At 64.8% G+C, this 14019-nt stretch carries 14 protein-coding genes; 10 read left to right on the plus strand and 4 right to left on the minus strand.

Features of this window, described 5'->3' with window-relative positions:
• Positions 1-433 precede the first annotated feature (433 nt).
• Genes AC1DN9_RS18770 through AC1DN9_RS18780 form a run of 3 tightly spaced genes read right to left on the minus strand, consistent with a single transcriptional unit; the run spans position 434 to position 3022 of the window.
• Positions 434-1210, minus strand: coding sequence for a glycosyltransferase family 2 protein (locus AC1DN9_RS18770; protein ID WP_478102814.1), 777 nt, complete (start codon positions 1208-1210; stop codon positions 434-436).
• Positions 1177-1974 (minus strand): lysophospholipid acyltransferase family protein, encoded by a 798-nt coding sequence (locus AC1DN9_RS18775; RefSeq protein ID WP_478102816.1) that lies wholly within the window; start codon positions 1972-1974, stop codon positions 1177-1179. Before AC1DN9_RS18775 ends, AC1DN9_RS18770 begins: the two co-directional genes overlap by 34 nt.
• Positions 1975-1990: 16 nt before the next feature.
• A complete protein-coding gene (locus AC1DN9_RS18780; RefSeq protein WP_478102818.1) occupies positions 1991-3022 on the minus strand; it encodes a chorismate transformation FkbO/Hyg5 family protein in 1032 nt (343 codons plus the stop codon).
• Positions 3023-3237: 215 nt separating this feature from the next.
• On the opposite strand from AC1DN9_RS18780, the gene AC1DN9_RS18785 reads away from it, so the two are divergent.
• Genes AC1DN9_RS18785 through rng form a run of 8 tightly spaced genes read left to right on the plus strand, consistent with a single transcriptional unit; the run spans position 3238 to position 10125 of the window.
• Positions 3238-3963 carry a YebC/PmpR family DNA-binding transcriptional regulator gene (locus tag AC1DN9_RS18785; RefSeq protein WP_478102820.1) on the plus strand — a complete coding sequence of 242 codons (726 nt, stop codon included), beginning with the start codon at positions 3238-3240 and terminating at the stop codon, positions 3961-3963.
• 25 nt (positions 3964-3988) lie between these two features.
• Positions 3989-5284 carry a phosphoribosylamine--glycine ligase gene (purD, locus tag AC1DN9_RS18790; protein WP_478102821.1) on the plus strand — a complete coding sequence of 432 codons (1296 nt, stop codon included), beginning with the start codon at positions 3989-3991 and terminating at the stop codon, positions 5282-5284.
• The gene (hemF, locus tag AC1DN9_RS18795; RefSeq protein ID WP_478102823.1) at positions 5284-6210 is read left to right on the plus strand and encodes an oxygen-dependent coproporphyrinogen oxidase; all 927 of its coding nucleotides are present in this window, start codon (positions 5284-5286) and stop codon (positions 6208-6210) included. Before purD ends, hemF begins: the two co-directional genes overlap by 1 nt.
• Before the next feature lies 1 nt (position 6211).
• Complete coding sequence (nadD, locus tag AC1DN9_RS18800) at positions 6212-6832, plus strand: nicotinate (nicotinamide) nucleotide adenylyltransferase (protein WP_478102825.1); 621 nt, start codon at positions 6212-6214, stop codon at positions 6830-6832.
• Entirely contained in the window at positions 6832-7506 is a 675-nt protein-coding gene (rsfS, locus tag AC1DN9_RS18805; protein ID WP_478102826.1) for a ribosome silencing factor, read from the plus strand. Before nadD ends, rsfS begins: the two co-directional genes overlap by 1 nt.
• Entirely contained in the window at positions 7503-7970 is a 468-nt protein-coding gene (rlmH, locus tag AC1DN9_RS18810) for a 23S rRNA (pseudouridine(1915)-N(3))-methyltransferase RlmH (protein WP_478102827.1), read from the plus strand. Before rsfS ends, rlmH begins: the two co-directional genes overlap by 4 nt.
• A gap of 10 nt (positions 7971-7980) precedes the next feature.
• Positions 7981-8586: a Maf family protein gene (locus AC1DN9_RS18815; RefSeq protein WP_478102828.1), complete on the plus strand. Its 606-nt coding sequence runs from the start codon at positions 7981-7983 to the stop codon at positions 8584-8586.
• 12 nt (positions 8587-8598) lie between these two features.
• Positions 8599-10125, plus strand: coding sequence for a ribonuclease G (gene rng / locus AC1DN9_RS18820; protein WP_478102829.1), 1527 nt, complete (start codon positions 8599-8601; stop codon positions 10123-10125).
• 115 nt (positions 10126-10240) lie between these two features.
• Here the strand turns inward: rng and msbA are convergent, their stop codons facing one another.
• A complete protein-coding gene (gene msbA, locus AC1DN9_RS18825) occupies positions 10241-12025 on the minus strand; it encodes a lipid A export permease/ATP-binding protein MsbA (RefSeq protein ID WP_478102831.1) in 1785 nt (594 codons plus the stop codon).
• A gap of 236 nt (positions 12026-12261) precedes the next feature.
• Between msbA and tolB the strand changes: the two genes are divergently transcribed.
• Positions 12262-13488 carry a Tol-Pal system beta propeller repeat protein TolB gene (gene tolB, locus AC1DN9_RS18830; RefSeq protein ID WP_478102832.1) on the plus strand — a complete coding sequence of 409 codons (1227 nt, stop codon included), beginning with the start codon at positions 12262-12264 and terminating at the stop codon, positions 13486-13488.
• A gap of 19 nt (positions 13489-13507) precedes the next feature.
• Positions 13508-14017 carry a peptidoglycan-associated lipoprotein Pal gene (pal, locus tag AC1DN9_RS18835; protein ID WP_478102834.1) on the plus strand — a complete coding sequence of 170 codons (510 nt, stop codon included), beginning with the start codon at positions 13508-13510 and terminating at the stop codon, positions 14015-14017.
• Positions 14018-14019: the final 2 nt, after the last annotated feature.

Consider the following 14019-nt stretch of genomic DNA (forward strand, 5'->3'; position numbering starts at 1 on the left):
GTGCTCGCCTCAGGCGGKGTCCGCGTGAAACTCGCTGCGCTCAGACACACGCGGCCCTGATCCGCCTGAGGCTGCGCGCTTCGGCGGCGCAGAAGGGTCGCACAGCCCGCACCGCATACCGGGCTCCGAGGGTGTGCGACGGATGCGTGCGTCTCGAACGCACATGGCCTGCGAGTTCATCACAGCGACGGAGGCGGACAAACTACCCCGACCCTCTCCGCGGAGGCGGGCGGTGTGCGTTGGGGCGGCCGTTGAGGCACCGCCGAGCAGCGCAGCGGTACGCGGATCAGGGCTGCGCGTGTTTGAGCGAAGCGAGTTTCGCGCGGACCCCGCGTACCGCGAGCAGCGCAGGGCAGCCGCGAAGCGGCCGGTGACGTCGGCCGGCCCAGCGCACACCGCCCGCCTCCGCCACCCCAACCCCAACCCCTCGAATTCAAGCCTGAAACGGCGGAGCCCCTCGCAACTTGCGAAACAGCAACCCCGGCAACCGCAGCACAAATTCCACCATCAGCCGCGCATGCATCCAGGTGAGCAGCAGGTTGTCGCGCACATAGCGAAAGTGCGAAACCCCGCCTTCTTCAGCCGTCAGGTACTTCACCGGCGCATCGATGTTGACCGGCTTGACCCCGCGCCAGGCCAGTCGCACGACCGCTTCAGTGTCGAAGTCGAAGCGACGCATCCATGGTTGGCGGGCCATCGTGGCGATCAGGTCGGCGACTGGATAGACCCGAAACCCATAGAGCGAATCACCGACGCCTGCGAACAGGGTTTCAAGCTGGGTCCAACTGTTCGAGACGCGCCGGCCGCGCACCCGCAACAGCGGCGCGCTCGCATCGAAGACGGGGCGGCCGAGCACCATCGTCTCGGGCCGAGCCTGTGACGCTTTCATGAAAGCCGGGATCAGGTCCGTCGGATGCTGCCCATCGGAATCCATCGTGAGTGCATGCGTGTAGCCAGCCTCCTGGGCGGCACGCAGGCCGTGCAGCACAGCGGCACCCTTGCCCTGGTTGTGCGGCAGTACCCAGACCCGCAATCCCGGATCGGACGCTGCCATCTGCTGAATGCGTTCGGCGGTGCCGTCGGTGCTGCCGTCAACCACCACCCACACCGGATTCCATTGAGCACGTGCCGCGTTGACCGTCGAGAACAGGCGTTCGCCCGTGTTGTAGCTGGGGATCAGGACAAGGTGGGTGCGCGAGACGTCTGGCATGCGGGCTGCGCGTGGGGAGCGCGCTGTTCCATGGATTGGCGGAAGTATTGTTCGATTTGCTGCAGCAGCGCATCGCTGTCCTGGGAGGGCGCGAAGCGTTGTCCCAACCGTAGCGTGAAAACGATGGGCAAGGGCGGTACGCGCCACAGCGGCCACCCCTTGGCCAGGTAGGGCGAATCTGTGTCGATGAAAACGGTCTGGATCGGTGCCTGCGCCAGCTTGGCGATCAGCGTGACGCCGGGCCTGAAGGCATTCAGGGGCGGCGTCACGGTCCGCGTGCCCTCGGGGAAGATCACCAACTGCCCGCCGTTCCTGAGGTCTTCGACGGCCAGACGCACCATCGTGCGGGCTGAGTCGTTGCGGATGTAGCGCGCCAGTCGTGCACCGGCACCGAGAAAGATGTTCCGCATCAGGTCGGCTTTCATGATGCAGGCACTGCGCGGCAGCCTTGCCACCAACAGCAGGGCATCGAGCATGGTGGGATGGTTGGCCACGAAGATCAGGCCGCGTTCGTCGCGCAAGGCGTCGAGGCAACTGGCGTCGATGCGCATCATGCCGCTGAAGGACGCCGCGGCCCAGAAGAAGCGGTAGGCGCGCGCGATGACCGTTCGGCCCAGTGTGCGCCCAGTTTCCAGGGGCAGCACCGGGTAGAGCAGCATCGCAATCAGGTTCCAGACGAGGGAAATGCTCCCCAGCAAGGCGAGCAGGATGTAGAGCGGCAACGCGAGCGGGATCGAGAGCGCCTGACGAAGCGGCCGGTTCATCGCAAGAGGCGCGTCGTCAAGCGCGCAAGCTGCCGCTGGCAACGGCATGGGCTTCGATTTCCACCAGAAGATCCTGGCGGCAGATATCGGCTTCGAGGTAGACCGCGTGGCTGACCGTGTGCGCGTCCGCGCCGAGCTTCTCTTCGAGCACCCGCCGCACGATCGGCGCGTCGGCCACGTGGCGGACATACACCACGCAATCCAGCGCGGAGAGGTCGAACCTGGCGGTCGTACGCTCATTGGCCGCGGCGATCACCGCGTCCAGGTTGCGCAGTGTTTCCTGCGTCTGGGCCAGGACTTCGCCGATGTGCACGGTCTCGTGCCCGACGATGCTGGCCGTTCCGGAGATGAAGAGCGCGACTTCGCCGCCGCCGATCTCCGCAATGGCGGCGCGCGAGAAGGTGGGTGCGCGCGGCCCGTAGGTCGGCGGATAGCGGTAGGCCGAGACCTGCCGCGGGTTCTCGATCGGCAACGGTGCCGTGCGCCCGGCGAGGAATCGGATGCAGAGCGCACCTTGATGGATGCCGAGCGCACAGGCCGCCGGTGCCCCTTCGAACGCAGCGTGGCCCGCTTCGACGAACGCCTCTTGCCGCCCGAGGTTGAACTGCCGGTAGCGTTCGAGACCGCCGCCGTCGCCATTGATCTGCGGGAGGTAGTTCCAGATGCGCAGCAGGTGCGCGCTGCCTGTTTGCTCCAGCGACCGGAAAAGATCGTGATAAGCCCGCTGGGCGAGCGTGGCCAGCCCCTGCTTTTCGACGGCTTCGTCAAGGTCGATCGCGCCGAGCATCCAGTGCCCGTCGCAGCGCCAGCGCACGACGCCGGTCGTTCCGGATTCGATGTGTTCGCTGGCGTGCCAGACGTCCGCCATGGCGCCACGCGCCGACAGCACGCGTGCATTCACGGTCGGCATCCACGGGAGCCCATCGGGGGTTCCGTAGCCAAGCGCACCGAAGGGTGAACGCCCGCTGGCGGCAAGGGCCAGGCTCTCAGGCAAGGAAAGACGCTCGACGCGCAGGGGCGGCGCCCCGAAAGGTACTCTTGCTGTCACTTGGCCTCGACAATGGTAGGAATGTTCATGCGCGGTGGCTGGGTGATCCAAAGAAGAAGATGCCGAGGAAGGCGGATGGCGCATCAGCGCGGGATTATCCCAAAAAGGCATCGACGCCCGCTTCACCGCCTGTCACATTGCGCCGGTCGCGGCCCGCGCCGGACAGTAAACTCGCTCCTTGCTTTTGAAAACTCAGGATAGCGAGAGATTGAGCCATGGCCGGACACAGCAAATGGGCAAATATTCAGCATCGGAAGGGCCGGCAGGACGAGAAGCGAGGAAAGCTCTGGACCCGCGCCATCCGTGAAATCATGGTGGCCGCGCGCACGGGCGGCGGCGACCTCGGCGCCAATCCACGGCTCCGGCTGGCGGTCGAAAAGGCCAAGGCGGTGAATCTGCCGGCCGACACCGTCAAGCGCAACATCGACAAGGCCACGGGCAACCTCGAAGGCGTCAACTACGAGGAAATCCGCTACGAGGGCTACGGCATCGGCGGCGCGGCCATCATCGTCGACACCATGACGGACAACCGCGTCCGTACCGTCGCCGAAGTGCGTCATGCCTTTGCCAAGCACGGCGGCAACATGGGCACCGAAGGCTCGGTGGCCTTCCAGTTCAAGCACTGCGGGCAGTTCGTGTTCGCGCCGGGTACCAGCGAAGACAAGGTCATGGAAGTGGCGCTCGAGGCTGGCGCCGAAGACGTGATCACCGACGACGACGGCGCCATCGAGGTGCTCACGGCTGTCGGCGATTTCGAGGCCGTCAAGAACGCCCTCGAGGCGGCCGGCCTCAAGCCCGAAGTGGCCGAGGTCACGATGCGCGCCGAAAACACCATCGACCTCGCCGGTGAAGACGCCGCGAAGATGCAAAAGCTGCTCGACGTCCTGGAAGACCTGGACGACGTGCAGGATGTCTATCACAACGCTGCGTTGTCCGAATGATGGACGCGCGAACGAAGGCCCGCGAATGAAGGTACTGGTGATCGGGGGAGGGGGCCGCGAGCATGCGCTGGCATGGCGGCTGGCGCAGTCGCAACGCGTGAGCAAGGTCTACGTTGCGCCGGGCAATGGTGGTACGCGCACCGATGCGCGCTACGAGTGCGTCGATATCTCGGAGCCCGCGGCGCTGCGCGCGTGGGCGCAGCAGGAAAAGATTTCGCTGACCGTCGTCGGGCCTGAGGCGCCGCTGGCGGCAGGCGTGGTCGACGAATTTCGCGCGCATGGCCTGCGCATCTTCGGGCCGACCAAGGCCGCCGCGCAGTTGGAGAGTTCCAAGGCCTTCTCGAAGTCGTTCATGAAGCGACACGGCATCCCGACCGCCGAGTACGAAGCCTTCACCGATGCCGCCGCTGCGCACGCCTATGTGGACGCCAAGGGCGCGCCGATCGTGATCAAGGCCGACGGGCTCGCGGCCGGCAAGGGTGTCGTCGTTGCCACCACGCTGGCGGAGGCGCACGAAGCCATCGACTTCATGCTGCTCGACAACAAGTTCGGCGTCTCGCACAACGAAGGCGGCGCCCGGGTCGTCATCGAGGAATTTCTCCAGGGCGAAGAAGCCAGCTTCATCGTCCTGTGCGACGGCAAGAACGTGACGGCGCTCGCCACCAGCCAGGACCACAAGCGACTGCTCGACGGCGACGAGGGACCGAACACCGGCGGCATGGGCGCCTATTCGCCCGCGCCGGTCGTGACCGCCGAGGTGCATGCGCGCGCCATGCGCGAAATCATCCTGCCGACAATCCGAGGCATGGAAAAGGACGGTATTCCGTACACCGGCTTCCTGTACGCCGGTCTCATGATCGATGCTGCGGGTCACCCCAAGACGCTCGAATTCAATTGCCGCATGGGCGACCCCGAGACGCAACCCATCATGTTGCGGCTCAAGTCCGACCTGTTCGAAGTCTTCTGGCACGCGACCGACAGCACGCTCGATCAGGTCGAGCTGGATTGGGATCGCCGCGTGGCGCTCGGCGTCGTGCTGGCGGCACATGGGTACCCGCTCTCGCCGCGCAAGGGTGATCGCATCACCGGGATTCCGCCCGAATCGCCCGATGCCGTGGTCTTCCACGCAGGCACCACGCTCGAAGGCAGCGAACTCACGACCAGCGGCGGGCGCGTGCTTTGCGTGACCGTGCTGGCCGACAGCGTCAAGCAGGCGCAGCAGCGCGCCTATGCGGTCGCGGCACGCGTCCAGTTCGATGGCGTGCAGTACCGCAAGGACATCGGGCACCGCGCCGTGCACGCGCGCGGTTCGCAATCTTGATGCAAACCCCGCCAGGCGTCGAGCCGGCGGAAGTCGGCGACTACCTTCGCGGCTTGCAGAAGAACATCGTCGCGGCCGTCGAGGCGGCCGACGGTGGCCGTTGCGTTCGCGACGAATGGCACAAGGATCCCGGCGAAGTCTTGCAGGGCAGCGGACTGACCTGCATCCTCGAAGGCGGTGTGTTGTTCGAGCGCGCGGGTTGCGGCTTTTCGCAAGTACGGGGCTCGAAGCTGCCGCCTTCCGCGACGCAGCACCGGCCTGAGCTTGCTGGCGCGCCTTTCAAAGCCATGGGTGTGTCGCTGGTGTTCCACCCGCGCAATCCATACGTGCCGACAGTGCACATGAACGTTCGGATGCTGGCTGCGCTGCCGGCCGATGCATCACCCGTGTGCTGGTTCGGCGGCGGCATGGATCTCACGCCGTACTACGGCTTTGAGGAAGATGCCGTCCACTTCCACCGGACTTGCCGCGATGCGCTCGCACCTTTCGGCGAGGACAAATACCCGCGCTTCAAGACTTGGTGCGACGACTATTTCTTCTTGAAGCATCGCAACGAGCAGCGCGGCATTGGCGGCATCTTCTTCGACGACTTCTCCGAACTCGGATTCGCGCAAAGCTTTGCCATGCTGCGTTCGGTCGGCGATGCCTTCGTGCCGGCCTACATGCCGATCGTCGAGCGCCGCCGCGACACACCCTACGGTGAGCGCGAACGCGAATTCCAGCTCTACCGCCGCGGTCGCTACGTGGAGTTCAACCTCGTGTGGGACCGGGGCACGCATTTCGGCCTGCAATCCGGCGGACGCACCGAATCGATCCTGCTCTCCATGCCGCCGCTCGCCAGCTGGGCCTATCGCCAGCAGCCCGAGCCCGGAAGCGCGGAGGCGGCGCTCTACAGCGACTTCATCGTGCGGCGCGAATGGCTCTGAAATGGCTCTGATGAAACCGCGGATCGGCGTCTTCGGCGGCGCCTTCGATCCGCCCCACGAGGCGCACGTTGCGCTGGTGCAAGCGGCACTTGCGCAACTCGATCTGGCCGAACTGCGGATCTTTCCGACAGGGCAGGCCTGGCACAAGGAGCGCACGCTGAGTGCAGCCAAGCATCGACTCTCCATGTCGCGGCTTGCCTTCGCCGGACTTGCAAACGCTGAGGTCGATCCTCGCGAAATCAACCGCCCCGGGCCCACCTACACACTCGATACCCTGCGCGAATTGCAACAAGAACATCCGGCCGCGCAACTCGTGCTGATCATGGGTGCGGACCAGGCTCTGTCGCTTCCCCGCTGGCACGGTTGGGAGGACATTCTTTCGACCGCTATAATTTCCGTAGCATATCGCGCAATATCCACGGGCTCTTCTGGCGAATTCGATCCTTCGAAACTGCCATCCCTTCCAGCCGGCGCGCGATTCGAAAAGCTCGAACTCCCGCCAATGGACATCAGCGCGACCGACATTCGGGCGCGCGCCGCGCATGGTGAGGGCCTGTACGAACTGGTTCCGCCGGCGGTTGCACGCTATATTGAACAACACCATCTCTACCGATCCGCCTGATGAGAACTGAAGCCGCCGCCAAAAAAGACACCCAGAAACTCCAGCGAGCCATCATCGATGGCCTAGAGGACGTCAAGGCGCAGGACATCCAGGTTTTCGATACCGAGCATCTGTCTCCACTGTTCGAGCGCGTGATCGTCGCTTCCGGAACCTCCAACCGTCAGACCAAGGCGCTCGCCGCGAGCGTGCTCGACGCTGTGCGCGAGGCCGGTTTCCACAAGCCGCGGGTCGAAGGTGAAGCCAACGGCGAATGGATCATCGTGGATTGCGGCGCGGCGGTCGCGCACATCATGCAGCCGGCCATCCGCCAGTACTACCACCTCGAGGAAATCTGGGGTGACAAGCCCGTGCGCACCAAGCTGGGTGCGACGAAGCCCACGGCGGTCAGGGCCTCCGAGTACGAAGAGAAGGCGCCTGCCGCGAAGAACACCTCGCTGCGCCGTTCGAGCGCAGCCAAGACAGCGATCCGCGCTGCCGAGCAAGCCGCCAAGCAGAAGCCCGCGGCCAAGAAGGTTGCAGCGAAGAAAGCGGCACCCAAGCCGGTCGTCAAGACCGTGGTCGTGAACAAGGCGCCTTCCAAGCCTGCCAAGAAGGCCGCCGCGAAAGCGCCTGCGAGGAAGACCGCACCGGCAGCCAAGAAGGTTGCGCGCAAGACCGCTGCCTCCAGGTCATGAAACTGCTGGTGGTCGCAGTCGGGCAGCGCATGCCCGACTGGGCGCAGACCGCCTGGGACGACTATGCCAAGCGCTTTCCGCCTGAGCTGAAGCTCGAACTCCGGGCGGTCAAGACGGAGCCTCGCGGTTCCAAGACCCTGGAAACGCTCTACGCTGCGGAGCGCGAGAGGATCGAGGGGGCCATCGCCAATGGCATGCGTATCGTTGTTCTGGACGAGCGCGGGACCTCTCTCACCACGAAAGCGCTCGCTGCCCGGCTGCAAGCCTGGCAGGGCGAGGGCGACGATGTCGCATTGGTCATCGGCGGTCCCGACGGACTGGACCCCGCCTTCAAGGCCGCCGCGCATGAGCGGATCCGGCTTTCCGACCTGACACTTCCGCACGCGATGGCGCGGGTGCTGCTGGTCGAGCAGCTCTATCGTGCCTGGTCGGTCAACGCGGGTCATCCTTATCACCGCGAATGAGCCGACTGGCATGAACCCCGGTTTCATCTACCTCGCTTCGCAGAGCCCGCGACGCGCGCAACTGCTCGGGCAATTGGGTGTTCGTCATGAACTGCTTCTCGCGGGCCCCGAAGAGGACGCGGAGGCGCTGGAGGCCGTGCAGCTCGGCGAATCGCCCACGGCCTACGTACAGCGGGTCACGGCGCTCAAGCTCGATGCGGCCGTCCGGCGGCACGAGCGTCTGGCACTTCCTGGCGCGCCGATCCTGTGCGCCGACACCACGGTCGCGCTGGGACGCACGATCTTGGGCAAACCGGAAGACGAGCCCGATGCCGAGCGCATGCTCGCCATGCTGTCCGGCCGTACCCACCGCGTGATGACCGCCATCGCGCTTCAACACGGTGCCGAACGCCAGGCGCTCCTCAATGTGTCCCATGTGCGCTTCGCGGCGATCGATCCGACGCAGATCGCGGCGTACGTCGCCAGCGGCGAGCCGATGGGGAAGGCGGGCGCCTATGCCATCCAGGGCAGGGCGGCAGCATTCATCGAACACATCAGCGGCTCGCATTCGGGCATCATGGGCCTCCCGATGTTCGAGACCGCCCGGCTGCTGCGCCAGGCTGGCTTCAGGCTTTAGACCTCACAACCGATGCAAGACATCCTGATCAACTGGTCCCCGCAAGAGACGCGCGTCGCCGTGGTCGAGCACGGCGCTGTCCAGGAACTCCACCTGGAACGAACGCTGGAGCGGGGGCTGGTCGGCAATATCTACCTGGGCAAGGTGTCGCGGGTGCTGCCGGGCATGCAGTCGGCCTTCATCGATATCGGGCTGGACCGGACCGCTTTCCTGCACGTTGCGGACATCCTTTCACCGTTCACCCCGGGCTCACGTGCCAGCACGGCATCGCCGGAGCGCGACCATCGCAATGCCGCCGTGATGGTTCCGATCGAAAAGCAGGTGTTCGAGGGGCAATCGCTGCTGGTTCAGGTGATCAAGGATCCGATCGGCACGAAGGGTGCACGGCTGTCCACGCAGATCAGCATCGCTGGTCGACTGCTGGTCTTTCTGCCGCAGGACAACCACGTCGGTGTTTCGCAGAAGATCCCGCCCGACCTTCGTGATGCGCTGCGCAGCCGGATGCAGGTGCTGATCGAGGCGGCCGCAGCGGCCGACGGCGGCGGCGTGGTTCCCGCGAACACCGGCGGCTTCATCTTGCGCACCAATGGCGAGGATTCGAGCGACGCCGAGTTGGCCGAAGACATTGCCTACTTGCGCAAGACCTGGTCGCGCATTCGCGAACTGTCGGTGCGCATGCCGCCCATGTCGTTGTTGCACCAGGACCTGAGCCTGCTGCAGCGTGTGCTGCGCGACATGACCAGCGAAGACACGCAGACGATCCGCATCGATTCGCGCGAGCAGTTCGACGTGCTGCTCAAGTTCGGTCTTGAATTCATGCCGCAGGCGGCGGGCAAGCTGCAGCTCTACAAGGGCGAGCGGCCGATCTTCGATCTCTATTCGATCGACGAGGAAATCGCCAAGGCGCTGGGGCGGCGTGTCGAACTCAAGTCGGGCGGGTACCTGGTGGTCGACCAGACCGAGGCGCTGACCACCGTCGATGTGAACACCGGCGGCTTTGTCGGGGCGCGCAATTTCGACGACACGATTTTCAAGACCAATCTCGAAGCCGCGCAGGCCATCGCGCGTCAGCTTCGTCTGCGCAATCTGGGCGGGATCATCATCGTCGACTTCATCGACATGGCGCGCGACGATCATCGCGAACAGGTGCTGGCCGAATTCCGCAAGCAGCTTGCGCGCGACAGGGTCAAGACCACGGCCGGTGGATTCTCGCAACTCGGGCTCGTGGAGATGACGCGCAAGCGCACCCGCGAGTCGCTGGCACACATGCTTTGCGAGCCATGCATTGCCTGCAGCGGGCAGGGCATCGTGAAGACGGCGCGCAGCGTGGCCTACGACGTTCTGCGTGAGATCCTGCGGGAGGCGCGACAGTTCACGCCGCGCGAATTCCGGATCGTGTCCTCGCCCCAGGTGATCGAACTGTTCCTCGACGAGGAAAGCCAGCACCTCGCCGGGCTGAGCGACTTCATCGGCAAACCCATCTCATTGCAAGCCGAACCCCAAATGGGGCAAGGCCAATACGACATCGTGCTTCTTTAGGCTCGCCCCCAGGTTGGCTCACTTCGTGTAGCCGCCCACCCCCTACCAGGGGCAACACCGGCGGCCCGGCAAAGCCGGTTCCGCGGTGTTTCTGGGATTGCGCTGTGCGCTGTGGTCAGATGGTCGGGTCTTGGCCGGGTTTTGCGCCTCGGACGGCCAAGTTTTGGAGGCGGGCATAGAGGCCGTCCAGCGCCATCAGCTGGGCGTGGCTGCCTTGTTCGGCGATGCGGCCATGGTCCATCACGACGATGCGATCGGCGTGCTGGATCGTCGAGAGACGGTGGGCCACGATGAGGGTCGTGCGGCCTTGCATCAGGCGTTGGAGGGCCTCCTGCACCGAGCGCTCTGATTCCGTGTCGAGCGCTGACGTGGCTTCATCGAGCAGCAGGATGGGCGCATCCTTGTAGAGCGCCCGAGCAATGGCGAGTCGCTGTCTCTGGCCGCCGGACAACTGCGTCGCGTTGTGGCCCAGCACGGTGTCGATGCCGTTCGGCAGGCTCTCGACGTGCACCGTCAGGTTTGCAGCGGCCACGCAGTCGCTGATCCGGTCGCGATCGATCTCGGCGCCGAGGGCCACGTTGGCCGCGAGGCTGTCATTCAGCATGACGACGTCCTGGCTCACCATTGCGAACTGTGTACGCAGGCTCTTGAGCTGCCACTCTGCGACGTCGTGTCCATCGAGAAGCACCTTGCCGCCGCTCGGCAGCACGAAGCGCGGCAGAAGATTCACCAGCGTCGTCTTGCCGGACCCTGAAGGACCGACGAAAGCCACGACCTCACCCGGCTCGATGGTGAGATCGACATCATCGAGCGCCCTCGATTCGTCGTCTCCGCGATAGGTCACACGCGCCTTGCGAAGCTCGATTCGTCCTTCGGCGCGGCGCACTTCGAAACGACCTTGCGGTTCGGCACCCACGGTATCTACCAGTTCGAGGCCGCGCTCAAGTGCCGCGAGCCCGCGAGTGATCGGATTCGCCATGTCGGCAAGCCGCCGGATCGGCGCGATCAGCATCAGCATGGCGGCGATGTAGGCGACGAAACCGCCGACGGTCAGGCCTTGTTCATTGCTTTGCCAAAGGGCGATCACGACCACCACCGACAGTGCAACGGCGGCAAGCAGTTGCGTCAGCGGCGTCATGGCAGCTGACGCAATGGTCGATTTCACCGCCAGCCGGTTGAGGCTGTGGCTCAGGCGCTCGAAGCGGTCCGTCTGGCTGGCCTGGGCGTTGTGCAGACGCACGACGCGATGAGCCAGCACGTTTTCCTCGACGACGTAGGCGAGTTCGTCAGTCGCGATCTGGCCGAGCCGCGTCAGATGGTAGAGGCGCTTCGACAGGACCTTCATGATCCAGCCGACGCCCGGCACGAGCACGCCGACGATCAGCGTGAGCTTCCAGTTCAGATAAAGCAAATAGAACAGCAGCGCGATCAGCGTCAGTCCGTCGCGCGACAGGCCCAGCAAGGCCTGCACCAACAGCATGCCGCCGGTCTGGACCTCGTACACGACGGTGTTTGACAAGGTGCTGGCGGATTGCCGCGAGAACAGCGCGAGCTCGGCCGCCAGCAGCTTCTCGAACAGCATGCGCCGAAGCCGCTGCATGCCTTCATTGGCGATGCGCGCGAGTGCGTATTGCGAAATGAACTGCGCCAGCCCGCGGACCGCGAAGAGAAGGATCATGCACACCGGCACGATCCAAAGAGCCAACTGGCCACGTGTGAAACCACGGTCGAGCAGCGGCTTGACCAAGGCGGGCATCAGGGGCTCGGTGAGCGCGGCAATCAGGGCTGTAAAGAATCCGAGGGCCCACCAGCGGCGCGAACCGCCGAACCAGGCCATCAGTCGCGCGAGTCGGCGCATCAAGGGGGGGCGCGCGACTTCGGCGGCGGGGGAGGGCTGCATGGCGGCGCATTCTACGTTCGCGCTTTCCTGTAGGACCGCGCCGGGTCATACACGTTTTGTGACGCTACGGGCATCGCAATGTGTACCATGTGGCCTCGTCAAGTCCGAGACAAGAAACTTATTCCTCGGAAACCTCTCCGAACCGCATGAAAAAGCAGTTGCAAGACTTTCCCCCAACCCCTTCTTCATCGTTCCTCGCTCGCCGCGCCTTGATTGCGGCTCTCGCTGCCTCCCCCATGATCCCCGCGCTCGCCCAGTTTCGGGTTGAAGTCTCGGGGGTCGGGTTGACGCAGCTGCCGATCGCGCTTGCCCCTTTCAAGGGTGAAGACGCCTCGCCGCAAAAGATCTCCACGATCGTTCAGGCCGACCTCGAGCGCAGCGGGCAGTTCCGCGGCGTCGATGCATCGGGCCAGTCGCTCGACGAAACCTCGCGGCCCGACCTCAGCCTGTGGCGTCAGCGCACGGCCGATTCGCTGGTCGTCGGCAGCGTGACCCGTCTTGCGGATGGACGCTACGACGTTCGCTTCCGCCTCTGGGACGTGGTTCGAGGCCAGGACCTCGGTGGTCAGAGCTACACCGTGCCGCAGGGCGACCTGCGCCTCGCGTCGCACCGGATCGCCGACTACGTCTACGAAAAGCTGACCGGTGAAAAGGGCATCTTCTCCACGCGCATCGCCTATGTCACCAAGGCCGGCAGCCGCTACAGCCTCTGGGTCGCCGATGCCGACGGCGAAAACGCACAGGCGGCACTCGCAAGCCCCGAACCGATCATTTCACCCCGCTGGTCTTCCAACGGGACGCAGCTCGCGTACGTGTCCTTCGAGTCGCGCAAGCCCGTGGTCTACGTGCACAACGTCGCGAGCGGCCAGCGCCGACTTGTCGCCAACTTCCGCGGCTCGAACAGCGCGCCGGCCTGGGCGCCCGACGGCAGCACGCTGGCCGTCACCTTGAGCCGCGATGGCGGCTCGCAGCTCTACACCATCTCTTCCAGTGGCGGCGAGCCGCGCCGGCTCACGCAGAGCAACAGCATCGACACCGAGCCGTTCTACTCGGCAGATGGCGGCACCATCTACTTCGTGAGCGACCGCGGCGGTGCGCCGCAGATCTACAAGATGGGTGCCAGTGGCGGCAACCCGACACGGGTCACCTTCACCGGCACCTACAACATCTCTCCAGCCATCAGCGGCGACGGCCGGTGGTTGGCCTACATCTCGCGCGTCAATGGTGGCTTCAAACTCCATGTGATGGAGTTGGCGAGCGGCAATGTGCAGGCCATCACCGACACCACCGCCGACGAGCGTCCGAGTTTTGCTCCAAACAGCAAGTTGATCGTCTACGCCACCAAGCTCCAAGGCCGCGAGGCGCTCATGACGACGACGCTGGACGGAAAAATAAAAGCACGCCTGGCGGGACAGGCGGGAGACATCCGCGAACCGGACTGGGGTCCGTTTCAAAAGCAATGATTAACTTGAGGAGTTCGAAATGTTGAAACGTACGATTTATTCGTTGGCCATCGTGGCGCTGATCGCCGGTTGCTCGTCGGGCACCAAGCTCAACGACACACCTGTGGTTGATCGCGGCGGCCAAGGCTCGGGCGGTGCGGCCAGCGGCGTTGCGCCGGTCACCATCGACCCCAATGCACAAACCGCGCAGGGCCCGGTCGGTGTCGCGCGGATCATCTATTTCGACTTCGACAGCTACACGGTCAAGCCCGAGTTCCAGTCGCTGATCGACGGACACGCCCGCTTCCTGAAGGCGAATCCGCAGCGTCATATCTCCATCGAAGGGCACACCGACGAGCGAGGCGGCCGCGAATACAACCTTGCGCTGGGACAGAAGCGCTCGGAAGCGGTTCGTCGCTCGCTGACCCTGCTCGGCGTCAACGACAGCCAGATCGAAGCCGTGAGCTTCGGCAAGGAAAAGCCGGCAGTGCAAGGCTCGGGTGAGGACGTGTGGGCGCAAAACCGCCGCGCCGAAATCACCTACCGTTGATG

It is taken from the genome of Variovorax sp. 05L425, assembly GCF_056397705.1.

What these genes read in the sequence shown, in the direction of transcription:
- AC1DN9_RS18770 (WP_478102814.1), bottom strand. Translation starts at nt 1,210, where the DNA reads ATGCCAGACGTCTCGCGCACCCACCTTGTCCTGATCCCCAGCTACAAC.
- AC1DN9_RS18775 (WP_478102816.1), bottom strand. Translation starts at nt 1,974, where the DNA reads ATGAACCGGCCGCTTCGTCAGGCGCTCTCGATCCCGCTCGCGTTGCCG.
- AC1DN9_RS18785 (WP_478102820.1), top strand. Translation starts at nt 3,238, where the DNA reads ATGGCCGGACACAGCAAATGGGCAAATATTCAGCATCGGAAGGGCCGG.
- purD (WP_478102821.1), top strand. Translation starts at nt 3,989, where the DNA reads ATGAAGGTACTGGTGATCGGGGGAGGGGGCCGCGAGCATGCGCTGGCA.
- hemF (WP_478102823.1), top strand. Translation starts at nt 5,284, where the DNA reads ATGCAAACCCCGCCAGGCGTCGAGCCGGCGGAAGTCGGCGACTACCTT.
- nadD (WP_478102825.1), top strand. Translation starts at nt 6,212, where the DNA reads ATGGCTCTGATGAAACCGCGGATCGGCGTCTTCGGCGGCGCCTTCGAT.
- rsfS (WP_478102826.1), top strand. Translation starts at nt 6,832, where the DNA reads ATGAGAACTGAAGCCGCCGCCAAAAAAGACACCCAGAAACTCCAGCGA.
- rlmH (WP_478102827.1), top strand. Translation starts at nt 7,503, where the DNA reads ATGAAACTGCTGGTGGTCGCAGTCGGGCAGCGCATGCCCGACTGGGCG.
- AC1DN9_RS18815 (WP_478102828.1), top strand. Translation starts at nt 7,981, where the DNA reads ATGAACCCCGGTTTCATCTACCTCGCTTCGCAGAGCCCGCGACGCGCG.
- rng (WP_478102829.1), top strand. Translation starts at nt 8,599, where the DNA reads ATGCAAGACATCCTGATCAACTGGTCCCCGCAAGAGACGCGCGTCGCC.
- msbA (WP_478102831.1), bottom strand. Translation starts at nt 12,025, where the DNA reads ATGCAGCCCTCCCCCGCCGCCGAAGTCGCGCGCCCCCCCTTGATGCGC.
- tolB (WP_478102832.1), top strand. Translation starts at nt 12,262, where the DNA reads ATGATCCCCGCGCTCGCCCAGTTTCGGGTTGAAGTCTCGGGGGTCGGG.
- pal (WP_478102834.1), top strand. Translation starts at nt 13,508, where the DNA reads ATGTTGAAACGTACGATTTATTCGTTGGCCATCGTGGCGCTGATCGCC.